The organism is Kitasatospora aureofaciens (assembly GCF_001188955.3).
In the GTDB taxonomy this organism is placed as follows: Bacteria; Actinomycetota; Actinomycetes; order Streptomycetales; family Streptomycetaceae; genus Kitasatospora; species Kitasatospora aureofaciens.
In genome coordinates, this window is sequence record NZ_JPRF03000019.1 from 137,716 (window position 1) to 161,580 (window position 23,865).

A 23,865-nucleotide genomic window follows, 5' to 3' on the forward strand; every position below is an offset into this window, starting at 1 on the left:
GACAGGGGATGATGGAGGCTTGGGCGTTCGGGCCCCGGGCCGACGCGCCGTCACCACGACCGCCAGCAGCACATGGGGGAACGTTCCGAATGACCCAGGCGCAGGGTTCCACCGGCCGCCTCCTGGCCGGCCGCTACCGGCTGAACGGTGTGCTCGGACGCGGTGGCATGGGCACCGTCTGGCGCGCCGAGGACGAGATGCTGGGCCGGACCGTCGCGGTCAAGGAACTGCGGATGAACGCCAGCGTCGAGGAGGAGGAGAAGCACCGGCTGATCGTCCGGACGCTGCGCGAGGCGAAGGCGACCGCGCGGATCCGGCACAACTCGGCGGTGACGGTCTTCGACGTGGTCGACGAGGACGACCGGCCGTGGATCGTGATGGAGCTGGTCGAGTCCCGCTCGCTGGCCGACGTCGTCCGGGAGGACGGGCCGCTGCCGCCCGCGCGGGCGGCGGAGATCGCGCTGGACGTGCTGGGCGTGCTGACCGCGGCGCACGCGCTGGGCATCCTGCACCGGGACGTGAAGCCGTCCAACGTGCTGATCGGCGAGGACGGCCGGGTCGTGCTCACCGACTTCGGGATCGCCAGTGTGGAGGGCGACGCCTCGATCACCTCCACCGGGATGCTGGTGGGCGCTCCCTCGTACATATCCCCGGAGCGGGCGCGCGGGCAGAAGCCCGGGCCGCCGGCCGACCTGTGGTCGCTGGGCGGCACGCTGTACGCGATGGTCGAGGGTCGGCCGCCGTACGACCGCGGCTCGGCGCTGGCCACCCTGACCGCGGTGATGACCGAGGAGCTGACCACCCCGGCGAACGCCGGGCCGCTGCTGCCGGTGATCGAGGGGCTGCTGGAGAAGGACCCGGCGAAGCGGCTGGACGCTTCGCAGACCCGGTCGCTGCTGAAGCGGGTGGTGGCGGAGGCGACCGCCAAGGCCGAGTCGACCACCGAGCACGCGATGCCGGTCGCCGGCGGGAAGGGCGACGAGGGCGGGGCGGAGAAGGCCGAGCCGCCGGTGAAGGCCGCGCCGGAGGCTGGGGACACTCCCAGGCGGACGGTGGGCGGGCTGCTGGGGACGGTTCGGGTGGGCAGTCGGGCGCGGGACGAGGAGTCCGTCGCGAAGTCTGCGGCCGAGCCGGCGCCGGCGCCGGCACCGGCACCGGCACCGGCGACCGAGCCGATCCGGCCGGTCACCAGTGAGTGGACGATGGGGGCGACCCAGGCGGCCGGGGCCGACCCGCGCAAGGGGCGGCGGCGGTTGGCGGTGGTCACCGTGGTGCTGGTGCTGTTGCTGATCGCCGGGATCGTCGCGGTGGTTCAGGCCGTGGGTGGTGGGAGCGGCGGCGCGAAGGGGCAGAGCACCCACAGTGCGGGTGCGACCTCGCCGGTCGCGGCGACCACGGGGGCCACGCCGAGTCAGACTCCGACGGCGGCGGTGACGGCGTCAGCTCCTGCTCCCGCGGAGCCGAGTGCCACGACGGAGTCCTCGGCCCCCGCGCCGCCGCCGACTGCGGCGGCCCAGGCGCCGACGACCGCGACGGCCCAGACGCCGACGACCGAGCCGGCTCCGACGCAGACCACGGGTGGCGCGGTGCCGGCGGGTTACCACGCCTACCAGGATCCGAGCGGGTTCTCCGTCACGCTGCCGGACTGGTTGCAGCCGGCCGGGTCGGACTCCAACCGGCGGATCTTCAAGAACCCGGCCGACGGCAGCCAGCTGCGGATCGAGTGGACCACCTCACCGGGGGCGAGTGCCCTCGCCGACTGGCAGGACTCGGAGCCCAACGTCCGCGGCCAGGTGACGAACTACCAGCGGCTGAACCTGGCGGCGATCACCTACCGGCAGTGGAGCAACGCGGCGGACTGGGAGTGGACCAACGGCACGCCCAAGTCGCACTCGCTCAACCGGGGCTTCGTGACCGGGAACCCGGCCAAGTACGGCTACTCGATCTACTGGATCGTTCCGGACGCGCAGTGGGCCGCGCAGGCCTCCGCCCGGGAGGTCGTGTTCGACAGCTTCCAGCCGGCGCCGTAGGGCTCAGCCGATCAGACGCTGCTTGGCCCGGCTGAACTCCTCGTCGGTGAGTGCGCCGGATGCCCGCAGGGCGGCCAGGCGTTCCAGCTGGTCGACGAGTCGGTCGCCGGAGGGGGCCGGCGCTGGTGGCGGGGTGGTGCGGGCGGCCTGGGCGGTTTCGCGGATCCGTTCGGCGAAGGGCTCGGCCTTGATCACGTCCTCGAAGCGGTGCGAGCCGGTCAGTGCGACGACGGTGAGCACCTCGCCGTTGAACTTGGTGCGGGCCACGGTGGCGTCGGTGACGGCCGTGAGCGGAACCGGTACCGGTGGCTTTCCGTCCTTCAGGAAGAGCAGTCGGTGGGTGGTGAGCACCAGCACGCCCCTGCGGAAGTGGTCGGGGTGCCGCCCGGCGGTGGAGGCGACCGGTTCCTCGCCGTCGGCGACGGCCGCTTCGACCGTGCGGACGGCCTCGGCGCGGTTGGCTTGGTTGCTGTTGCCCGCCACCTTGAAGGCGGTGTCGATCAGATCGGTCCAGTCCATGGGAGCGAGCGTAAAGGAGCCGCTCAGTAGGCTGTCCGGTGACGAGAGGAACTGGCATGCGAGGCGGCCCCGGCCAGTTGATGGCGGGTCGGTACCGGTTGACGGACCGTCCCGAACTGCTGCGAGCCTTCGCGGTGGACGAGCACACCGGCGAGTCGGTGCTGCTGCGCGCCGTGGAGCTGCCCGCGTTGCTGACTGCGGGTCAGGACCCGGAGGAGCCCAACCCCGGGCACGGGGACCGGCTGGTGCGGCGGGTGGCGGCGGTCGGTTCGGCCGCGCCGGCCTGGCACCCGCGGCTGCTGCGCGGGGTCGGCGCGTTCGTCGACGGTGAGTTGCTGTGGACGGTGGAGGAGCGGCCGGCGGGCTGGACGCTGGCCGAACTGCTCACCGCCGGGCCGCTCCCGCCGTACCGGGCGGCCGAGTTGGCGGCCGACCTGGCCGGTGCCCTGCGGGCGCTGCACGAGGCCGGGCTCTCCCACGGCAATGTGGCCGCCGAGTCGGTGCTGGTCTGCGAGGACGGCGCGGCGATGCTCGGCGGGCTGCTCGACGGGGTGGCCCAGGAGGCGTTGGCCGAGGACCTCGGCGGGCCGGGCGGACGGCGACGGTACGAGGTGCGGGCCACGCTGGTCGGTCCGGTGGCCGAGCGCTGGCCCTTGGACGGCGGCCCGGCGGGGGACTGCTGGGCGCTCGGGGTGCTGGTGCAGCGGATGGTGGCCGGCCGCCCGCCGTTCCCGGAGGTCGGGGTGCCGGAGCTGGTCACGGCGGTCCGGGAAGGTCGACGTGAACCGTCGGTGGTCTGCGGGCCGTTGGCACCGTTGGCCGAGCGGCTGCTGCAGCCGGATCCGACGCTGCGGCCGACGGCCCGGGCGGTGCAGGGCGAGTTGGCGGCGCTGCTGGCGAGCGCCCCGGAGCCGGCCGACGAGGAGCGGGTGGCGAGGGAGGTGGAGCTGAAGCCGGAGGCGCCCTTGGTGCCGCTGCGGCCGCGTCGGCGCGGGCGGTCGGGCGGGGTCGCGCCGGAGTCCGGCGCGGCTCGGGGTGGCGGGAGCCCCCGGATTCCGCCGGCCCTGCTGGGACCGCTGCTGGTGGGAGGGGTGTTCCTGCTCCTGGTGCTGGGCATCGTCGCCGTGGTGCTGTTCGCGGGCTGACGGTCCGGCTACCCGCCGGTCCGCAGGTCCGGGGGGTGGGCGAGATTACCGGGCTCGGCGAGGTGCGCCTAGGGTGTCCGGTGGGATCTGTTCGAACAGTGGTCTGCAGCGGGCTTTCCGCCGCGGTGACGGCAGGTGGAATCGAGAGGGGGAGCGGTCGCCGATGGGCGTGCAGGACCGGCCGGAGGCGGCCGAGACGGAGCGGCTGCTGGCCGGGCGGTACGAGCTCGGTGAGCGGCTCGGCCGGGGCGGGATGGGCACGGTCTGGCGGGCCTGGGACCGGATGCTGGACCGCGAGGTCGCGGTCAAGGAACTGACCGTCAACCACCTGCCGGAGGAGGACCTGCAGATCCTGCACACGCGGATGAAGCGCGAGGCCAGCGCCGCCGCCAGGATCAAGCACCCCGGTGTGATCACCGTGCACGACGTGCTGGAGCAGGACGGCCGGCCGTGGATCGTGATGGAGCTGGTCGACGGCCGCTCGCTGGCCGACGTGATCAGCCAGGACGGCACCCTGCCGCCGCGCGCCGCCGCCGAGGTCGGCAGCCAGGTGCTCGCCGCGCTGCACCGCGGCCACCAGCTCGGGGTGCTGCACCGGGACGTCAAGCCGGCCAACGTGCTGCTGGAGCGCGGCACCGGGCGCGTGGTGCTGCTGGACTTCGGCATCGCCAAGTACGAGGGCTCGACCGAGCTGACCCGGCCCGGCGACCTGGTCGGCTCGCCGGACTACCTGGCGCCCGAGCGCGCCCAGGGCGAGCGGCCGGGGCCGGCCTCCGACCTGTGGGGCCTCGGGGCGACGCTGTACGCGGCGGTCGAGGGACAGTCGCCGTTCCGCCGGGACTCGCCGATCACCACGCTGGCCGCGGTGGTCGACGAGCCGCTGCCGGAGTCGCGCCGGGCCGGGCCGCTCGGGCCGGTGCTGGCCGCGCTGATGGCCAAGGACCCGGCCGACCGGCCGACCGCGGACGAGGCGGCCCGGATGCTGGCAGAGGTGCAGGCCGGGCACACCATGGGGCTCGCCTCGGTGGTGCCCTCGGCCACGCCGGTGCGCACGCCCACCCAGTCGGTGCCGGTGGTGGACCGCAGCGAGGGACCGGAGAGGTCCGGCGAGCCGCCGGTGGAGGGCTCGGAGGATCCGACCACCCGGCGCGCGGCCGCCGCCGTCAAGGCCGTGGGGGGTGCCGTCCCGCCCGTCGTTCCGTACCCGGCCGGGGGCGTGTCCGCCGCTGGGCAGGCGCACACCGCCGTCGTTGAGCCGGTCGCGTACTCCGCCGCGCCCGCGCGTGGTCCGGCCGGACGCCGCAACCGGATGAAGCTCGTCGCCATCGCGGTGGCGGTCGGTGTGCTGGCCGCGGGCGCGACCTTCTTCGCCACCCGGCACCTGTCCGGCTCCCCGGCCGCGGTCCCCACCCCGACCGCGCAGCCGGACACGGCCGAGCCCTCCGACGCACTGGTGACCGGCACTGCGACCCCGGGGGCGCCCGCGCCCGCCGGCTACCGCTGGGTCGACGACCCGGCCGGTTTCCGCTTCCCGCTGCCGACCGGGAACCCGGCCTGGCAGCGCATCCTCGGGACCGACGACAACAACCAGATCTTCTACAGCCCCGACGGCAAGGTGCACTACCTCCAGTTCGCGGTCACCGTCGGCCAGCCGATCAAGCCGCTGGACCACATGCGGGAGATGGAGGTCAGCGTCTCCAAGTCGCTCAAGGACTACAAGCAGCACCGGATGGCGAGCACCGCGGTGAACGGTCACGAGGCGGCCGTCTGGGAGTTCAGCTACGCGGCGAAGGAGGGCGGCCGCCGGCACGCGATCGAGACCGAGTTCATCGACGAGGACGGCACCGCCTACGCGATCTACTCGTCCAGCCCCGACAAGGGCAACGACTGGACGGAGGCCTTCCAGCGCTACACCACGGTGCTCAACGGTTTCACGCCGACCCGCTGACGAGTGCCGCAAGCGCCCCGCTTTGGCCCGACTGCGGCAGATTCTTGTTACCGACGGGTACCGCGCCGGGCGGCGAAGGCCTAGGCTGCGCCGTATGTCGGACCTCACAGCAGATGCAGTGGCCCCCGAACACCCCGGCGCCCCCGCGGGCGGCAACCCGACCGCCCCCGGCGGCGGCCGGACCGTCGCGACCGCCGTCCCCCGCTCCCTGGTCGAGCGGCTGGCCACCGGGGTGACCGCCACCGCCGAGCCCAGCGTGGTGGAGACCGTCGCCCCGCTGACCGGTGAGCGGCTGGCCGGCCTGCCGCAGTCCACCCCGGCCGACGTCGAGGTCGCCTTCCAGCTGGCCCGCCGCGCCCAGACCGCCTGGGCCGCGCTGCCGGTGCGCCGCCGCGCGGCCGTGCTGCTGCGCTTCCACGACCTGCTGCTCAAGCGGCAGGACGAGGTGCTGGACCTCGTCCAGGCCGAGACCGGCAAGGCCCGGCTGCACGCCTTCGAAGAGGTCCTGGCCGTCGCCATGGCCGCCCGGCACTACGGGCGCTCCGCCCAGGGCTACCTGAAGGACCGGCGCCGCGGCGGTGCGCTGCCGGTGCTCACCCACACCGTGGAGGCCCGCCGCCCCAAGGGCGTGATCGGCCACATCTCGCCGTGGAACTACCCACTGGAGCTGTGCGTCGGGGACCTGCTGCCCGCCTTCGCGGCCGGCAACGCGGTGGTCAACAAGCCCGACACCCAGACCGCGCTGACCGGGCTGTGGGCCAGGGAGCTGCTGATCGAGGCCGGGCTGCCGGCCGACCTGTGGCAGGTGGTGATCGGCGACGGCCCGGTGATCGGCCCCGCCGTGGTGGAGCACGCCGACTACGTCTCCTTCACCGGCTCCACCCGCACCGGCCGCGAGGTCGCCCAGCGCGCCGCCGCCCGGCTGGTCGGCGCCTCGCTCGAACTCGGCGGCAAGAACGCCATGCTGGTGCTCTCCGACGCCGACGTCGACGCGGCCGCCGCGGGCGCCGTACGGGCCTGTTTCTCCTCGGCCGGGCAGCTGTGCATCTCGATCGAACGGCTGCTGGTGCACCGCTCGGTGGCCGACCGGTTCCTGGAGCGCTTCGTCGCCCGCACCCGGGCGCTGCGCCTGGGCGGCGGCCTGGCGTACGGCGCCGACATGGGCTCGCTGGTCTCCGCCCGGCAGCTGGACACCACCACCCGGCACGTGGAGGAGGCGGTCAAGGCCGGCGCCACCGTGCTCACCGGCGGGAGGGCCCGGCCCGACCTCGGCCCGTACTTCTATGAGCCGACCGTCCTGGACGGGGTGACCCCGGAGATGGCGGTCTGCGGAGAGGAGACCTTCGGCCCGGTCGTCTCGGTCTACCGCTTCGACACCGAGGAGGAGGCGGTGGCCGCCGCCAACTCCACGCCGTACGGCCTGAACTCCAGCGTCTGGACCAGGGACCTGCGGCGCGGCCGGGCGGTCGCGGCCCGGCTGCGCACCGGGACGGTCAACGTCAACGAGGCCTATGCGGCCGCGTACGGCTCGGTGGCCGCGCCGATGGGCGGCATGGGCGACTCCGGGCTGGGCCGGCGGCACGGCGCCGACGGCATCCTGCGCTTCACGGAGGCGCAGACCGTCGCCACCCAGCGGCTGATGCCGATCGCGCCCTCGTTCGGGCTGGACGACCAGCAGTTCGCCGCCGTGATGACCGGCGGGCTGCGGGTGCTCAAGGCGCTGCGGTTCAAGTAGGGCCGCGGCTCGAGCAGGGCTGCGGTTCAAGTAGGGCCGTCGTCCACCTGGCGCCGCGGTTCGACGCGGCGCCGACCAGGCTTTCCCCCAGGCAGGTTCGTCCCCGAAGGAGCAGTGGCAGATGGTGGAGTCCGGCGGTTCGGCGGAGTTCGACTACGACGTGGTCGTGGTCGGCTCCGGCTTCGGCGGTTCGGTCGCGGCGCTGCGGCTGACCGAGAAGGGCTACCGGGTCGCCGTCCTGGAGGCCGGGCGGCGCTTCGAGCGGGACGAACTGCCGCGGAACTCCTGGGACCTGCCGAACTACCTGTGGGCTCCGCAGCTCGGGCTGTACGGCATCCAGCGGATCCACCTGCTGGCCAACGTGCTGATCCTGGCCGGCGCCGGGGTCGGCGGCGGCTCGCTGAACTACGCCAACACCCTGTACGTGCCGCCGAAGGCGTTCTTCGAGGACCGTCAGTGGCGCCACATCACCGACTGGCAGGAGGAGTTGGCGCCGTTCTACGACCAGGCGCAGCGGATGCTCGGGGTCCGGCTGAACCCGACCGTCACGCCGTCCGACGTCCACCTCAGGGCGGCGGCCGAGAAGATGGGCGTCGGGGACACCTTCCACATGGCACCGGTCGGGGTCTTCTTCGGGGACGGCAAGGACACCGACGGGACCACGAAGGCGGCGCCCGGCGAGGAGGTCGCCGACCCGTACTTCGGCGGTGCCGGCCCGGCCCGCCGGGCCTGCGTGGAGTGCGGCGAGTGCATGACCGGCTGCCGGCACGGCGCCAAGAACATGCTCACCGAGAACTACCTGTACCTGGCGGAGCGGGGCGGTGCGGAGATCCACCCGCTGACCACGGTGGCCCGGATCCGCGAGCTCGCCGGGGCCGACGGTAGCCGCGGCTATGCGGTGGACGTGCGCCGCACCGACTCCCGGTCGAGGACCGACCGGGTCAAGGCAGGCGCCCGGACCATCACCGCCGCCCGGGTGGTGGTCGCGGCCGGCACCTACGGCACCCAGTCGCTGCTGCACCGGATGCGCGACGCCGGCCACCTGCCCCGGATCTCCGACCGGCTCGGCGAGCTGACCCGCACCAACTCCGAGGCGCTGGTGGGCGCGCAGACCACCGACCGGCGCTACGGCACCAAGGCGGACTTCACCAAGGGCGTCGCGATCACCTCCTCGATCCACCCGGACGCCAACACCCACATCGAGCCGGTCCGCTACGGCAAGGGCTCCAACGCGATGGGCGCGCTGTCGATCGCCCAGGTCAAGGGTGGTGGGAGGGCCCCGCGCTGGCTGCGCTACCTGGGCAACTCGGTGCTCCACCCGGTGACCTTCGGCCGCTCGATGAACCAGCGCGGCTGGTCCGAGAAGACGATCATCGGCCTGGTGATGCAGTCGCTGGACAACTCGATCACCGTCTCGCTCAAGAAGGGCCCGCTCGGCAAGCCCCGGCTCACCTCCAGCCAGGGCCACGGCGAGCCCAACCCGACCTGGATCCCGGCCGCCGAGAAGGGCGCCCAGGCGCTGGCCGACGAGATCAACGGCTTCCCCGGCAGCACCGTCGGCGAGATCTTCGATATCCCGATGACCGCGCACTTCCTCGGCGGCTGCCCGATCGGCGACACCCCCGAGACCGGCGTGGTCGACCCGTACCACCGGCTGTACGGGCACCCCGGGATCAGCGTGGTGGACGGCGCGGCCGTCTCCGCCAACCTCGGTGTGAACCCCTCGCTCACCATCACCGCGCAGGCCGAGCGCGCGCTGTCGATGTGGCCCAACAAGGGCGAGGCCGACCGGCGCCCGGCGCAGGGCGAGGCCTACCGTCGGGTCGACCCCGTCGCGCCGGTGCGCCCGGCCGTGCCGGAGGGTGCCTTCGGTGCGCTGCGACTGCCGATGCTGCCCGTCCCGGAGGTCCCGAAGAAGCGCGGCTGAACCGGCTTCGGAGGCCAACCCGCCCGGGCCGCTTTCCGGTTGACATCCGTTCGAGTCCGATGGGATAAACGGGCTCCCTGGGGGACCAGGAACTCGTCGAGCGGGGGGAATGCGGTCCATGGCCAACTGCGCATCATGCGGCGCGACTTCGGTGGAGGGGGCGCCCGCCTGTGGCTCGTGCGGACGGCCGACGGCACCCCCGCCCCCGACGGCCGTCGCGCTGCCCGCCGTACCGCAGCCGGCTGTACCGCCGCCCGCTGTACCGCCGCCCGCCGGGCCGCCCGGGTACTACCCGCCGCCGCCCGGCCGGAATGCCGGATACCCGCCGGTCGGCGGGCCGCCCGCGGTGGGCAGCTGGGGCGCCGGGCAGCCGTACCACCCGAAGAGCGCCCAGTCGCCGCTGCTGCGCCTGCTGACCGGCACGAGCTGGCGCCCGGCGCTGCGGGCGGCCGTCGGGCCGACCGTGGTGCTGCTGCTGGCGGCGCTGGTAGCGGCGATCCCGAGCGACTACTCCCTCGACCGGGCCTTCCCGACCCCCGAGTTCGGCGACCGCTTCCTCTCCACCCTGGCGACGGCGCTGAACGCGCTGGGCGCGCCGTTCCGGCTCGGCTTCCAGAACCCGATCACCCGCAGCCGCTCGGAGAACCTGGACGTCACCTTCTGGGTGGTGCCGATGACGGTCACCGTCCTGTGGTGCCTGGCGCTCTGGCTCGGCCTGCGGGCCGGGCTGCGCCGGCGCAAGGCCGACGGCTCCCAGCTGACCCGCGGCCAGGCGGCCGGTGAGGCGCTGCGCACGGCGGTGGTTCTCGGCCTGGTGACCGCGGTGCTCGGGCTGATCGCCGGTACCGACTGGAACCCGGGGAACACCGACGGCGGGTACTACGGCGAGGGCCCGGGCCTCAAGCCGTCCTTCAGCACGGACTCCGGCTGGATCTGGGCGGTCGGCTGGACGCTCCTGGTGGGCGGACTGCTGGCCTTCACCGTGTACGGCACCGACGCGCTGCGCTGGGCCGCCTGGCGCAACCCGTCGGTGCGCGGCTGGGCGGTGGCCGCGCTGACGGCGGGCCAGGCGCTCGCGCTGACCGTGGGCCTGGCCTCGTTGACGGCCTTCGTGCTGGTCGCCGCCAACAGCGACCAGGGCTGGGAGACGCCGCTCTCGCTGGCCTTCCTGCCCAACCTCGGCCTGCTGCTGCTCGGCCTGGGCTCGGGCGCCACCGTCCGGTCGGACACCACCAGGGGTGCCGTCCCGGGGTGGAGCGACTACCGCGACAGCCACCGGGAGTTCTCCTTCTTCGACCTGCACGGCGAGACCGCAGACTGGCGCTGGACCGGCCTGCTGGCGCTCGCCGCGGCGGGCCTGCTCGGCTGGACGGCCTACCGGCGGCGGCTGGACACGGCCGACCGGCTCCGGCTGGCGGCCGTGTACGCCGTGCTGCTCACCGCGCTGACGGCGGCGTCCGGCGGGCTCTTCAGCACCTCGGTGTCCCTCCGGGCACCGACCTCCGGGAGCTGGGGCGGCGGGAACAACTCGCCCTCCACCCAGGACACCTCGGTGGGGCTGGCCTTCCTCAGCGTGCTGGTGGCCTGCGCGGTCTGGGCGCTGGTCGGTGCGCTGCTGGTGCCCGCGCTGCTGGCAGCGCTGGGCGGCCGGGGCGCGGCGGTGCCGTACGGGGCGGTGCCGTACGCGGCGGCGCCCTACGGGACGACGCCGTACGGGGCGTACGGGCCGGTGCCGCCGGAGGTGCCGCACCCGGGCGGACCCGGCTTCGCGGGCCCGCCGGCCGGCCCGGTGCCGGGCCCGGTACCGCCCGGAGTGCCCCTGCAGGCGCCGCCGTACGGGCCGGTGCCGCCGGAGGTGCCGCACCCGGCCGGTCCGGTGGCGGACGCGCCGGTGGTCGGGGTGAGCGAAGTGCTCGGCTCGCACGACGGGCCGCCCGCGCCCGCCGCCGGGACGCCGCAGCCCGGGGCCGCGCCGCGGCCGCCGGAGGAGCCGGTCGACCCGAGCGTCTGGCGCGACCACCCGTAGGTCGCGGAAAGGGCAAAGGGCCCCGCGGGGGTACGGGGCCCTTTGTCGCTCAGCACTCGGCGTCAGGGCTGCGCCGGGTGCTGGAGGTGACGGCGCCGGGGGAGGAGCGCCGTCCTGTCGGTTGGCTCGTGGTCGTGCCCCTTCGGCGCCGACGTGGGTGGCCGGCGAGCAGGGCATGCGCTCCCTTGCGGCGGCGGGTCGGCGGGCAGGTCTGCGCCGGGCCATCGCTCACGGAGCGTGAACTGAAAACCGCTGTCGCCTTCCTGCGCGGCGACGGCGGAGACGCGGTCCGATCCCCGCGACGCGCCTGCCGGCCGTTGGGGGAACCGTTCACAGGGAGCATCGTGCTGGACGGAGGGGTTGCTCTGCAACCGGTTCGGCGCACTTCGAACCACTCCGTGTGCCGACGACGGTGCGCCGAATGATCACGGTGCGTAGTGGCCTGAAGGGCTGCGGCGCACGGGGACGCGCGTAGCAGCGCGGGACGGTGGGGGGAGGTGCGCCCGGAGCGCGCCCCGGATCGAACCTTGGTGCGGCGGTCGGTGCGACGGCCGGCCCCCGGGCGTCCCCGGGAGCCGGCCGTCCCACCTCTCGGCCCAGTCGCGGCCGGGGTCGCTGTCCCCTGCTGGCCGGCCGCGGTACCCGCGCACGGTCCCACGGCGCCGCGCTCCCCGGCGGGCCGGGGCGGCGGCGCCACGTGCGCCGGTGGACTGGGGTGAAGCTCCACGCGTGGTCCTGCAGTCCGTACGGCGGTGCCCCCGGTCGGGGGCGGCGGCGGCGCGTCTGGCGGACGCGGCGCGGCCGTCCGGTCGTCAGAAGCAACGAAGCGCGGCCCCACCCGGTCACGGTTCCTTGGACGTGCAGACGAGTGAAACCGGACAGCCCGGTAGAATCGGAGTCCAGACACCCCACACCCGTCCGCCGCCGCCACCCCTGCCCGGGGAGGCGGTTCAGCGCGACACCTCGATACCGCTGCCGGAAGGCCGTCTGTGTCCTCTGCAATTCCCGTCCAGTCCGTGCCGGACAACGACACCGTCCTGGTGGTCGACTTCGGTGCCCAGTACGCCCAGCTCATCGCCCGTCGGGTGCGTGAGGCGCGGGTCTACAGCGAGATCGTGCCGAGCAGCATGCCGGTCGCCGAGATGCTCGCCAAGAACCCCAAGGCGATCATCCTCTCCGGCGGTCCGTCGTCGGTCTACGAAGAGGGCGCGCCGCAGATCGACCGCGCGATCTTCGAGGCCGGTGTCCCGGTCTTCGGCATGTGCTACGGCTTCCAGCTGATGGCCAAGACGCTGGGCGGCACCGTCGACAACAACGGTGCCCGCGAGTACGGCCGCACTCCGCTGACCGTCTCCCGCACCGGCTCCACCCTGTTCGAGGGCGTCCCGGCGCAGCACTCGGTGTGGATGTCGCACGGCGACGCCTGCTCGGCCGCCCCGGAGGGCTTCACCGTCACCGCCTCCACCGACCTGGTCCCGGTCGCGGCCTTCGAGAACGACGAGGCCCGTCTGTACGGCGTCCAGTACCACCCCGAGGTGCTGCACTCCGACCACGGCCAGCTGATCCTGGAGCACTTCCTCTACCGCGGCGCCGGCATCGCCCCGACCTGGACCACCGGCAGCGTGGTCGAGGAGCAGATCGCCCTGATCCGCGAGCAGGTCGGCAACAAGCGCGCGATCTGCGGCCTGTCCGGCGGCGTGGACTCCGCGGTCGCCGCGGCCCTGGTCAACAAGGCCATCGGTGACCGGCTGACCTGTGTCTACGTCGACCACGGCCTGATGCGCAAGGGCGAGACCGAGCAGGTCGAGAAGGACTTCGTGGCCGCCACCGGCGTCCAGCTGAAGGTCGTCGACGCCTCCGAGCGCTTCCTGAACGCGCTGAAGGGGGTCACCGACCCCGAGGAGAAGCGCAAGATCATCGGCCGCGAGTTCATCCGGGTCTTCGAGCAGGCCCAGGCCGAGATCGTCGCCGAGGCCGGCGCCCACGGCGAGTCGGTCGACTTCCTGGTCCAGGGCACCCTGTACCCGGACGTGGTGGAGTCCGGCGGCGGCACCGGGACCGCCAACATCAAGTCCCACCACAACGTCGGCGGCCTGCCCGAGGACCTGCAGTTCCAGCTGGTCGAGCCGCTGCGCAAGCTGTTCAAGGACGAGGTCCGGATGGTCGGCCAGGAGCTCGGCCTGCCGGAGGAGATCGTCCAGCGCCAGCCGTTCCCGGGCCCGGGTCTGGGCATCCGGATCGTCGGCGAGGTCACCAAGGAGCGCCTGGACCTGCTCCGCGACGCCGACGCGATCGCCCGCGAGGAGCTGACCGCGGCCGGTCTGGACCGCGAGATCTGGCAGTGCCCGGTCGTGCTGCTCGCCGACGTGCGCAGCGTGGGCGTGCAGGGCGACGGCCGCACCTACGGTCACCCGATCGTGCTGCGCCCGGTCTCGTCCGAGGACGCCATGACCGCCGACTGGTCGCGCCTGCCGTACGACGTGCTGGCCCGGATCTCCACCCGGATCACCAACGAGGTCCGCGACGTGAACCGCGTCGTCGTCGACGTCACCAGCAAGCCGCCGGGCACCATCGAGTGGGAGTAGCACCCCCGCGCCGGTGAGCCGGTGCCGAACGGCCGCGCCGTCGTTCCCGTACACGGGAGCGGCGGCGTTGCCGTTCGTTCACCCGGTGGGGACTTCGCGGCCCCCGGGTGGGACCTCCCACCGAAAGCGTGCAGGAGCGGGCAGAATGCGGACCGGACCTGTCAGGGAGTGGCAGGCCGCGAGGGAAGGTGTGAGGGATGTCGGAGGTAAGCAGCTCCGAGGCGGTCGGCGGGGAAGCGGCCGACCGGGCCGTCCGGGCGGAGCGGTGGAGGGCGCTCGCGTCCCGGCACGCGCTGCTGCCGCTGCGGCTGTTCCTCGGCATCACCTTCGTCTACGCGGCTCTGGACAAGCTCTCCGACGCGCACTTCCTGGCCGGCGCCGGCGACCAGGCCTCCTTCGTCTCCCAGACCCGGGCGGCCAAGGACGGCGGCAGCCCGATCGCCTTCCTGCTCGGCCCGGCGCTCGACCACCCCACCCTGTCCGCGCTGGCCATCGCCTTCGGCGAGCTGGCCGTCGGCCTGGGCACCCTGCTCGGCCTGTGGGGCCGGGTCGCGGCGCTCGGCGGCGCGCTGATCAACCTGAGCCTGTGGCTGACCGTCAGCTGGAACGTGTCGCCGTACTACCTCGGCAACGACCTCGGCTACCTGATGGCCTGGACGCCGCTGCTGCTGGCCGGTACGCCGGACCTGTCGGTGGACGGCTACCTGGCCCGCCGGGCCGGGCGGGACCGCGAGCGGGGGCTGGCCGAGGACCACGTCAAGCGCCGGGCGCTGGTGGACGGCGGGATCGCGGCGGTCGCGATCGGCGGCGCCGGGCTGCTGACGGGCTCGCTGACCCGCACCTTCGGCTGGGGCCGGCAGGCCGCCGCGCCCGTGCAGTCCGCGCCCGTGCCGTCCGCGGCCCCGGTTCCCAGTGGCACCGCGCCCGCCCCCACGGTGGCCGCGGCGAGCGTGCCGGTCGGCGGCTCGGCCCAGGTCAAGGACCCGGCCACCGGGGACGCCGTCTACATCGTGCAGCCCAAGGCCGGCCAGTACTGCGCCTTCTCCTCGGTGTGCACCCACTCCGGCTGCGCGGTGGACGCGCCGAAGAACGGCCAGTTCTACTGCCCCTGCCACGGCTCCCGCTTCGACGCCGCGACCGGCGCCGTGGTCAACGGGCCGGCCGTCAAGCCGCTGCCCAGGTACGGGGTCGGCAAGGACGGCGACAAGCTGACCCTGGGCCCGCTGCAGAGCTGAGCCCGCTGCGGAGCTGGGCCCGCTATTCCTCGCGGTCCGGCCTGCCCCGCCGGGCCACCGCGGCGACCGCGCCGGCCAGGCCGCCGACGCCGAGCACGATGAAGGTGACCGGGACGACGATCCGTCCGTTCACCGAGCGGTCGTTGAGCGCGGCCACCAGGTAGACCACCGCGATCACGGTGAACAGCCCGCCCGCGATCAGCGAGAACAGGTCGAGCCGGTGCTTCCTCACTGCTGGACCACCTTGATGTCGCCGAGGCCGAGGCCGAGTTGGAGATCGAGCGTGCCCTTGGACGGCTGACCGCCCACGGGGTCGATCCGGTAGACGTGCCGCCCGGTGCCGTCGTTGCGGTCACCGGGGACGGTGACGTTGCCCAGGCCGACCCGGGTCACCAGGTTCACCGTGACGTTCGGCGGCACGGTGACCACCAGTTCGCCGGCGCCCAGGTCGACCTTGGTGGCGAGGGTGCTCCCGGCCGGGTCGAGCCCGGACAGGTCGAGCCGGACGTTGCCGGCGCCGAGGTTGTAGCGGTCCTTCAGCTCGGCGGCCGAGCCGACCGTCCAGGTGCGGTCGCCGATGGCGTCCTGCACGGTGTGCGGGGCGTGGCCGGTGAAGGCCAGCACCAACGTGGTCAGCAGGCCCAGCACCGCGAGCCGGCGGGCCCTGCCGAACCTGGCGGCCAGCAGCAGGGTCAGGCCGATCACCAGCAGCCCGGTGGCCAGCACGACGGTGCTCAGCTTGGTGACGTCGGTGTGGCCGACCGAGGCGGACCAGACCGCGGCGGCCGCGCCGATCGCCAGCAGGAAGCCGAAGAAGCCGAGCGGCGAGCGATCCCTCGGCTGCCGGACGGCGGCCGGCTCGCGGCGGCGCTCCGGGCGCTCCTTGCGCAGCGGGTCGCCCTCCGGGAGGTCGGTGCGCTGCCACCAGGGCTGCGCAGGGCCGCCGGGCGGCGGGACCTTGGTGCCGTACGCGGGCGTGGGACCGGCCGGGTCGGCGGCGCCGTACGGGTTGCGCTCGGGGTGGCGCGGGTCCCACAGGTAGCCGCTGGGGCCGGGGGCCGGGGAGTCGGCGGGGGCGGTCCCGGCGGCCTGGGCGGCGGCGTGCCGGGCCCGGGCGGCCTCGTCCTGCGGCCGGCCGGGGCCGTCGTCGTCGGGGAAGTGGCGGTCGTACGGGCCGCCGTGGCGGCGCCCGCGACCCCGGCCGCGGCGGCGCTCCGGGTCGTAGCGCACCGCCAGGAAGACCAGGCCGCCGAGCAGCAGCAACGGGAACATCTGGTCGCCGTCGTCCATCGAGGAGAAGAACACCCCGGTGCCGATCACGGTCAGCAGCACCGCGCCGATCGACTGGCCGTCGACCCGGCCGGTCAGCACCCGCTGGAGCTCGGTGCGCCCCCCGCGGCCCTTGCCGTCGGCGCCGTCCTCGGTCGGGACGATCAGCCAGGCCAGGCCGTACAGGAAGAGCCCGAGCCCGCCGGAGAGGCAGAGCACCACGGTGACCACCCGGAACACCACCGGGTCGATGTCCAGGTGCCGCCCGAGGCCGCCGCAGACGCCGGCGACCACGCGGTGGTGCTCGGTCCTGGTCAGCGGGGGGCGTTCCGGTTCCGGCGGGGCGGCGGGCCCGGCTTCCTGGATGCGGGGGTCCTCGGTCATGGGCACCATCCTTCCGGCAGGGGGCGGGCGGGCCCAACCGGGTACGGCCCTGCCCGTACCCTGACTTGTCCCTGATAAGGGTGGGGGACCCACCCTGATGCGCCCGAAGGCGCCCGCGTGGAACCATCGGTGGCGTGGCAGCACCCGGTACCGATCCCCGCCCCCTCGCCCCCGACGCCGCGGCGTCGGCCGGCGCCGACCCCAACGCGCCCGACGGCGGGCGCCCGCCCTACCGGCGGCTCTACCGCAGCCCGCAGGGGCGGATGCTGGGCGGCGTGGCGAACGGCCTCGCGGTGCACCTCGGACTGCCGGTCCGCTGGGTGCGGCTGGCCTTCGTGCTGCTGTTCTTCGCGCAGGGGATCGGCGCGCTGCTGTACGCGGCGTTCTGGTTCGTGGTGCCGATCGGCATCGGCGAGCCCGCCCACCGCGGCGCCACCCACTGGGTGAACGTCAACGGCGTCTACGTCCCGACCTCGCCCTGGCTGCGGCCGGGCACACCGCTGACCAAGTCGGGCGGCGGCTGGATCGGTCGGCTGCGCGAACTGCTCCAGCACGCGCTCCAGGGCGAGCCGGTCACCGCGCCCCCCGCCGTCGAGGGCGAGGCCGGGGCCGAGGCCGGGAAGCGGCCCGCGGCCAGGGGCGCGCAGGGCGGCATCGGCCAACTCGCCGCCCTGGTCATGGTCGTGATCGGTCTGATCGCCCTGTTGAACGTGCTCGGCTGGCAGACCGCCAAGCCGTACACCTGGCCGCTGCTGGCGATCGGCGTCGGCGTCGCGCTGGTCTGGCGGCAGGCCGACGACTCGCGCTGGCAGCGCTGGTTCGGCATGGAGGGCGAGAAGAGGCGCGGCGCCTACACCCGGGTCGGCGCCGGCGTGCTGCTCGTGGTGGGCGGCACCATCGCGCTGCTCGCGATGCAGGGCAGCGGCTCCACCCTCGGCTCGGTGATCCAGGCCTCGCTCGCCGTGCTGGCCGGGGTGCTGGTGCTGCTCGGCCCGTACGGCCTGCGGCTGTGGCAGGACCTCGGCGCCGAGCGCACCGCCCGCATCCGCGCCCAGGAGCGCGCCGAGATCGCCGCGCACATCCACGACTCGGTGCTGCACACCCTCACCCTGATCCAGCGTCGGGCCGAGGACCCCAAGGAGGTGCTGCGCCTCGCCCGCTCCCAGGAACGCGAGCTGCGGCTGTGGCTGTACCGCCCCGAGGCCGCCGCCGAGGCCGCGCCGGACACCATGGCGGAGACCCTGCGGGCGGCCGTCGCCGAGGTCGAGGACCGGCACGGCGTCCCGGTCGAGCTGGTGATCGTCGGCGACTGCCCGATGGACGAGAGGATCGCGGCACAGATGCAGGCCGCGAGGGAGGCAACCGTCAACGCGGCCAAGTACGGTGGCGGGGGACCGGTCCAGGTCTACGCCGAGGTGGAGGGGAGGACGGTGTCGGTGTTCGTCCGCGACCACGGCCCCGGCTTCGATCCCGACACGGTGCCCGAGGACCGGATGGGCGTACGGGAGTCGATCGTCGGCCGGATGAAGCGCCACGGCGGCACCGCTCGGGTGCGGCCGGCGGCGGGCGGCGGCACGGAGGTCGAGCTGGAGATGGAGAGAACGAATGACTGAGGCAGCGCCGGAGCGCACGGCCAGGGTCGTCCTGGTGGACGACCACCGGATGTTCCGGACGGGGGTCAGGGCCGAGATCGGCCGCACCGAGGTGACCGGCATCGACGTGGTGGGCGAGGCCGACGACGTGGACTCGGCGGTCCGCGTGGTCGCCGAGACCAGGCCGGACGTGGTGCTGCTCGACGTCCACCTGCCCGGCGGCGGCGGCGTCGAGGTGCTGCGCCGCTCGGCCGGCGTGATGGGCGAGCAGGGCGGGGTGAAGTTCCTGGCGCTGTCCGTCTCGGACGCCGCCGAGGACGTGATCGGCGTCATCCGCGGCGGCGCGCGCGGCTACGTCACCAAGACCATCACCGGCACCGACCTGGTCGACGCGATCTTCCGGATCGCCGACGGCGACGCGGTCTTCTCGCCCCGGCTGGCCGGCTTCGTGCTGGACGCCTTCGCCGCGACCGACACCCCGCCGGTGGACGAGGACCTGGACCGCCTCACCCAGCGCGAGCGCGAGGTGCTCCGGCTGATCGCCCGCGGCTACGCCTACAAGGAGATCGCCAAGCAGCTCTTCATCTCGGTGAAGACCGTCGAGAGCCACGTCTCCGCCGTGCTGCGCAAGCTCCAGCTCAGCAACCGGCACGAGCTCACCCGCTGGGCCACCGCCCGCCGCCTGGTCTGATCCGGCCCTGCCTGGCCCGCCCGCCCCGGATCCCTCGGGGCGGGCGGGCTTGTCGGTGGGTGGCCATAGACTCGATGTGCCATGAGTAGCCTCTTTGACGACCTCCCGCTCCCCGGTTTCGAGGCACCCGCCGCCGGGTCGAAGCAACCCGCCGTGCCCGCCGACGCGATCGGCGAGGAGCCCCCGCCGTACGAGGACGAGCTTCCGTACGACGCGTACGAGGAGGCGATCCCGGAGGGGCTGTTCCACACCGACCATGCCGCGGAGGCCGAGCGGGACGCCTGGTACCGCAACGGCGCCGCCCGGACGGTGGTGGACCCGGCGCAGCTGCTGGAGGGGATGAACGACCCGCAGCGCGAGGCTGTCCTGCACGCCGGCTCGCCGCTGCTGATCGTGGCCGGCGCCGGCTCCGGCAAGACCCGGGTGCTGACCCACCGGATCGCCCACCTGTTGGGCGCCCGCGGGGTGCAGCCGGGCGAGATCCTGGCGATCACCTTCACCAACAAGGCCGCCGGCGAGATGCGCGAGCGCGTCGAGGCGCTGGTCGGCCCGCGCGCCCGGGCGATGTGGGTGTCCACCTTCCACAGCGCCTGCGTGCGGATCCTGCGCCGCGAGTCCAAGCAGCTGGGCTTCACCTCAAGCTTCTCGATCTACGACTCGGCCGACTCCCAGCGGCTGATGTCGCTGGTCTGCCGCGACCTCGACCTGGACCCGAAGCAGTTCCCGCCGAAGTCCTTCACGGCGAAGGTCAGCAACCTCAAGAACGAGCTGATCGACGAGGAGACCTTCGCCGACCAGGCCGCCAACCCGATGGAGAAGAAGCTCGCCGAGGCGTACGCGCTCTACCAGCGGCGGCTGCGCGAGGCCAACGCGCTGGACTTCGACGACATCATCATGACGACGGTGAACCTGCTGCAGGCCTTCCCCGACGTCGCCGAGCACTACCGGCGCCGGTTCCGGCACATCCTGGTCGACGAGTACCAGGACACCAACCACGCCCAGTACATGCTGGTCCGGGAGCTGAGCGGCGGATCCGTCGCGGCCGCGCCCAAGCGCACCGCGGACGGGGACTTCGTGAACCCGGCCGCCGGGCGGCTGGCCGAGGTGCCGCCGGCCGAGCTGTGCGTGGTCGGTGACGCGGACCAGTCGATCTACGCCTTCCGCGGCGCGACCATCCGCAACATCCTCCAGTTCGAGGAGGACTACCCGAACGCGACCACGATCCTGCTGGAGCAGAACTACCGCTCCACCCAGACCATCCTGAGCGCCGCCAACGCCGTCATCGAGCGCAACGCCAACCGGCGCGAGAAGAAGCTCTGGACAGCCGGCGACCACGGCGAGAAGGTCGTCGGCTACGTCGCGGACGACGAGCACGGCGAGGCCCAGTTCATCGCCGACGAGATCGACCGGCTCACCGACCAGGGCGAGGCCAAGCCCGGCGACGTCGCGATCTTCTACCGCACCAACGCCCAGTCCCGCGTGTTCGAGGAGGTGTTCATCCGGGTCGGCCTGCCGTACAAGGTGGTCGGCGGGGTGCGCTTCTACGAGCGCAAGGAGGTCCGGGACGTCCTGGCGTACCTGCGGGTGCTCTCCAACCCGGAGGACACCGTGCCGCTGCGCCGGATCCTCAACGTGCCCAAGCGCGGCATCGGCGAGCGGGCCGAGGCGATGATCGACGCGCTGGCCGCGCGGGAGCGGATCTCCTTCGCCCAGGCGCTGGTGCGGGTGGACGAGGCGTACGGGTTGGCCGCGCGCTCGGCCAACGCCGTCAAGAAGTTCAACACCCTGATGGCCGGGCTGCGCCAGGTCGTCGAGTCGGGCGCGGGCCCGGCGGCGGTGCTGGAGGCCGTCCTGGAGGAGACCGGCTACCTGGCCGAACTCCAGGCCTCCACCGACCCGCAGGACGAGACCCGGGTGGAGAACCTCCAGGAGCTCGCCTCGGTGGCGCTGGAGTACGAGCAGGATCCGGGCGAGCGGCCGGACGCCGGGGACGACGGCGCGCCGCCGGTCGGCTCGCTGGCCGACTTCCTGGAGCGGGTCGCGCTGGTCGCCGACTCCGATCAGATCCCGGACGAGGACGAGGAGGGGCAGGGCGTCATCACGATGATGACCCTGCACACCGCCAAGGGCCTGGAGTTCCCGGTGGTCTTCCTGACCGGCATGGAGGACGGGATCTTCCCGCACATGCGGGCGCTCAACCAGGTCAAGGAGCTGGAGGAAGAACGCCGGCTCGCGTACGTGGGGCTCACCCGGGCCCGCGAGCGGCTCTACCTGACCCGCTCGGTGCTGCGCAGCGCCTGGGGGCAGCCGGCCTACAACCCGGCCTCGCGCTTCCTGGAGGAGATCCCGGAGACGCTGGTCGAGTGGAAGCGGACGGGGGCCGCGCAGGCGCCGGTCCAGCGCGGCTTCTCCTCGGGTTCTTCCTGGGGCAAGTCCTCGCCCGGGGGCGGGAGTTCGCGTTCTTCGTCCTCGGCTGCGGCCTCGCCGAAGGCGGGCTGGGGGCAGTCGGCCCGGCGCTCCGGCAAGGTCGTGGACCGCGAGGTCGTCGCGCTCGCGGTGGGCGACCGGGTCACCCACGACACCTTTGGGCTGGGCACGGTGACGGGCGTGACGGGCGTCGGCGACAACGCGCAGGCCGAGGTGGACTTCGGCTCCGGCGGCCGCAAGCGGCTGGTCCTGCGGTACGCGCCGGTCGAGAAGCTCTGACCGGCGCAGGTAGGGGCGGGCAGGCGGCAGGCCCTAGCGCGGGTCCAGTCCGTTCGAGAGGAACCAGGGCAGCGGGTCGACCGGCCCGCTGCCCGGCGGCCGGATCTCGAAGTGCAGGTGCGGCCCGGTGCTGTTGCCGCTGCTGCCGACGTACGCGATGACGTCGCCCTGCTTCACCGGCCCCTTGCGGACCTTGTACGCCCGCAGGTGGCACATCCACGCCTCGGTGCCGTCCGGCATCTTCAGTATCGACATGTAGCCGTAGAACGGGTTCCACTGCGTCCGGATCGTACCGTCGGTGACGGCGTACACCTCGGAGCCGCCGTCCACCGGGAAGTCGATGCCGGTGTGCCGGTTCATCCAGTGGGTGCCGGCCGCGCCGAACAGCTCGCCGAGGCCGTGCTGGGCCACCGGCATGACCACCTTGGGCTTGGCCGGTTGGGCCGTCGGCTGGGCGGTCGGGGTGGCGGTGGGCTGCCCGTCGCCGGGCTGGGCGCCGCTCAGCGGTTGGCGGGCGTCGCCGCGGGAGGCCTGGGCGGCCTGGTCGAGGTCGGCGGCCGTCTGCTGGGCGGTCTGCTGCGCGGCCGTGCGGTCGGGGGCGTCGGCCGCCGACGCCTGCGAGGGCACCCGGTCGGCCTGCTCGTGCACCACCGTGACCCCCGCCGCCCCGGCGACCCCGAGCGCGGCCACCGACGGGACGGCGACCCGGAACAGTGCGGCCCGGGTGGCCGCCTTGGCGGCGCCGCGGCGCTGGGCACGGGACTGCTCGCGGGCGGCGAGGCGCAGCTCCGCACGGGTCGGACGGGCGGCTGCTTCGGGAGCCATCGGGGGCTGCCTCCTCGGTGGGCCTCGGGCACGTCATCGTGTGAGGTGAACAGCGGTGACTGTAGCCCCAGGCCGGACACCCCGGAAAAACCGCCGGTTGTCAAGGGGGCGGACGGGCGGCGCGCCGGGTCTGTACGGAGGGTCCGCGAAGGGGTGTACCCACTGGTAGCAAGGCCTGGGGCTGTGACTTTGCCCTCCTCTTGGGAGGCGGCTCGGCCAACCGGGCCGGGTGGCGCTAATCTCCCCTCAGGTCGGTTGGTTATCGAGCGTTAACCGCGTTAACCGCACCCGTGGGCCCACGAGGTCCGGTCGGATGATGGACGACGAGGTCCAGGAGGCAGTGATGAGTGTGTCGGGGCCGATCCGTGTGGTGGTCGCCAAGCCGGGGCTCGACGGTCACGACCGTGGCGCCAAGGTCATCGCGCGTGCCCTGCGCGACGCCGGTATGGAGGTCATCTACACCGGGCTGCACCAGACGCCCGAGCAGGTGGTCGACACCGCGATCCAGGAGGACGCGGACGGCATCGGGCTGTCGATCCTCTCGGGCGCCCACATGACGCTGTGCGCACGGGTGCTGGAGCTGCTGAAGGAGCGCGACGCGGCGGACATCAAGGTCTTCTGCGGCGGGATCATCCCGGACGAGGACATCGCCGAGCTCAAGGCGCTGGGCGTCGCGGACATCTTCACCCCGGGCACGCCCACCCGGGACGTGGTCGCCTGGGTCGAGGCCAACCTGCGCGCGGCCGGCTGACCGTCGGGAGTTACCGAGCGGGCCGGTCCGTCGCGGACCGGCCCGCTCGGCCGTTCTCAGCCGCTCTCTTCTCGGCCGCTCTGTTCTCAGCTGCCCTGTTCTCGGGCCGTCAGCCGGAGCTCGTTCAGCATCGCGGCCCGGAAGTGCAGCGTCCCGGCCAACCGGGCGAAGGTCTCCGACCAGGCCGAGTCGGGGGAGGCCCCGGCGGCCAGCTCCTCCACCGCGGCAGCCGTCTCCGGGGCGAGCGCGCGTTCCGTCATCCCGAGCACCCCGCTGTGGCTCCACGGGTAGGCGCCGGAGGCCGCGGCCCGGGCCAGCGCCCTCACCACCGCGGTGGACAGCGGCGGCGTCCACGGGGTCGCGCAGGCGCCGAGCAGTTGGAAGGCGTCGCCCAGGCCGTGCACCTCGATGAAGGCGGCCGTCCAGGCGGCCCGCTCCTCGGGCGGCAGGACGGCCAGCAGCTTGGACGGGGCGCCGGTGACGCGCGCGCCGCGCGC

General features: G+C 73.8%; 17 protein-coding genes. 12 read left to right on the forward strand and 5 right to left on the reverse strand.

Annotation, left to right across the window (positions count from 1 at the left end; genetic code table 11):
• The first annotated feature begins 89 nt into the window (after positions 1-89).
• Entirely contained in the window at positions 90-2,030 is a 1,941-nt protein-coding gene (locus HS99_RS12030; protein WP_030553118.1) for a serine/threonine-protein kinase, read from the forward strand.
• A 3-nt stretch (positions 2,031-2,033) separates the two neighbouring features.
• Here the strand turns inward: HS99_RS12030 and HS99_RS41005 are convergent, their stop codons facing one another.
• Positions 2,034-2,549, reverse strand: coding sequence for an SHOCT domain-containing protein (locus HS99_RS41005; RefSeq protein WP_050366734.1), 516 nt, complete (start codon positions 2,547-2,549; stop codon positions 2,034-2,036).
• A gap of 56 nt (positions 2,550-2,605) precedes the next feature.
• Between HS99_RS41005 and HS99_RS12040 the strand changes: the two genes are divergently transcribed.
• The 7 genes from HS99_RS12040 to HS99_RS48120 all read left to right on the forward strand — a co-directional run bounded on the left by HS99_RS12040 (position 2,606) and on the right by HS99_RS48120 (position 15,150).
• A complete protein-coding gene (locus HS99_RS12040) occupies positions 2,606-3,694 on the forward strand; it encodes a protein kinase domain-containing protein (protein ID WP_030280871.1) in 1,089 nt (362 codons plus the stop codon).
• A gap of 163 nt (positions 3,695-3,857) precedes the next feature.
• Positions 3,858-5,642, forward strand: coding sequence for a serine/threonine-protein kinase (locus tag HS99_RS12045; RefSeq protein ID WP_046385624.1), 1,785 nt, complete (start codon positions 3,858-3,860; stop codon positions 5,640-5,642).
• A gap of 94 nt (positions 5,643-5,736) precedes the next feature.
• Positions 5,737-7,377 (forward strand): succinic semialdehyde dehydrogenase, encoded by a 1,641-nt coding sequence (locus tag HS99_RS12050; RefSeq protein ID WP_030553120.1) that lies wholly within the window; start codon positions 5,737-5,739, stop codon positions 7,375-7,377.
• Positions 7,378-7,498: 121 nt separating this feature from the next.
• Positions 7,499-9,304 carry a GMC oxidoreductase gene (locus tag HS99_RS12055; RefSeq protein WP_030553122.1) on the forward strand — a complete coding sequence of 602 codons (1,806 nt, stop codon included), beginning with the start codon at positions 7,499-7,501 and terminating at the stop codon, positions 9,302-9,304.
• 346 nt (positions 9,305-9,650) lie between these two features.
• The gene (locus HS99_RS12060; RefSeq protein ID WP_030553124.1) at positions 9,651-11,330 is read left to right on the forward strand and encodes a hypothetical protein; all 1,680 of its coding nucleotides are present in this window, start codon (positions 9,651-9,653) and stop codon (positions 11,328-11,330) included.
• 1,016 nt (positions 11,331-12,346) lie between these two features.
• On the forward strand, positions 12,347-13,915 hold the full coding sequence (guaA, locus tag HS99_RS12065; protein WP_370863246.1) for a glutamine-hydrolyzing GMP synthase: 1,569 nt from the start codon (positions 12,347-12,349) through the stop codon (positions 13,913-13,915).
• A gap of 197 nt (positions 13,916-14,112) precedes the next feature.
• Complete coding sequence (locus tag HS99_RS48120; protein ID WP_063737872.1) at positions 14,113-15,150, forward strand: Rieske 2Fe-2S domain-containing protein; 1,038 nt, start codon at positions 14,113-14,115, stop codon at positions 15,148-15,150.
• A 22-nt stretch (positions 15,151-15,172) separates the two neighbouring features.
• Here HS99_RS48120 and HS99_RS12075 read toward each other — a convergent pair whose 3' ends face one another.
• Together HS99_RS12075 and HS99_RS12080 are read right to left on the reverse strand one after the other, a co-directional pair.
• On the reverse strand, positions 15,173-15,382 hold the full coding sequence (locus HS99_RS12075) for a hypothetical protein (RefSeq protein WP_030280885.1): 210 nt from the start codon (positions 15,380-15,382) through the stop codon (positions 15,173-15,175).
• Positions 15,379-16,803 (reverse strand): PspC domain-containing protein, encoded by a 1,425-nt coding sequence (locus HS99_RS12080; RefSeq protein ID WP_030553127.1) that lies wholly within the window; start codon positions 16,801-16,803, stop codon positions 15,379-15,381. The genes HS99_RS12075 and HS99_RS12080 overlap by 4 nt, the downstream gene beginning before the upstream one ends.
• A gap of 134 nt (positions 16,804-16,937) precedes the next feature.
• Between HS99_RS12080 and HS99_RS12085 the strand changes: the two genes are divergently transcribed.
• The 3 genes from HS99_RS12085 (at position 16,938) to pcrA (ending at position 21,792) form a co-directional block, all read left to right on the forward strand.
• A complete protein-coding gene (locus tag HS99_RS12085; RefSeq protein ID WP_030280889.1) occupies positions 16,938-18,416 on the forward strand; it encodes an ATP-binding protein in 1,479 nt (492 codons plus the stop codon).
• Positions 18,409-19,086, forward strand: coding sequence for a LuxR C-terminal-related transcriptional regulator (locus HS99_RS12090; RefSeq protein ID WP_030280891.1), 678 nt, complete (start codon positions 18,409-18,411; stop codon positions 19,084-19,086). Before HS99_RS12085 ends, HS99_RS12090 begins: the two co-directional genes overlap by 8 nt.
• A gap of 81 nt (positions 19,087-19,167) precedes the next feature.
• On the forward strand, positions 19,168-21,792 hold the full coding sequence (gene pcrA, locus HS99_RS12095; RefSeq protein WP_030553129.1) for a DNA helicase PcrA: 2,625 nt from the start codon (positions 19,168-19,170) through the stop codon (positions 21,790-21,792).
• A 33-nt stretch (positions 21,793-21,825) separates the two neighbouring features.
• Here pcrA and HS99_RS12100 read toward each other — a convergent pair whose 3' ends face one another.
• The gene (locus HS99_RS12100) at positions 21,826-22,617 is read right to left on the reverse strand and encodes a M23 family metallopeptidase (RefSeq protein WP_050366736.1); all 792 of its coding nucleotides are present in this window, start codon (positions 22,615-22,617) and stop codon (positions 21,826-21,828) included.
• 343 nt (positions 22,618-22,960) lie between these two features.
• Here HS99_RS12100 and icmB point away from each other — a divergent pair, with 343 nt between their 5' ends.
• Positions 22,961-23,368, forward strand: coding sequence for a coenzyme B12-dependent isobutyryl CoA mutase small subunit (gene icmB / locus HS99_RS12105; RefSeq protein ID WP_030280897.1), 408 nt, complete (start codon positions 22,961-22,963; stop codon positions 23,366-23,368).
• 86 nt (positions 23,369-23,454) lie between these two features.
• Here icmB and HS99_RS12110 read toward each other — a convergent pair.
• On the reverse strand, positions 23,455-23,865 hold a 411-nt coding region (locus HS99_RS12110; RefSeq protein ID WP_442354871.1), incomplete at its 5' end, for a DUF5691 domain-containing protein.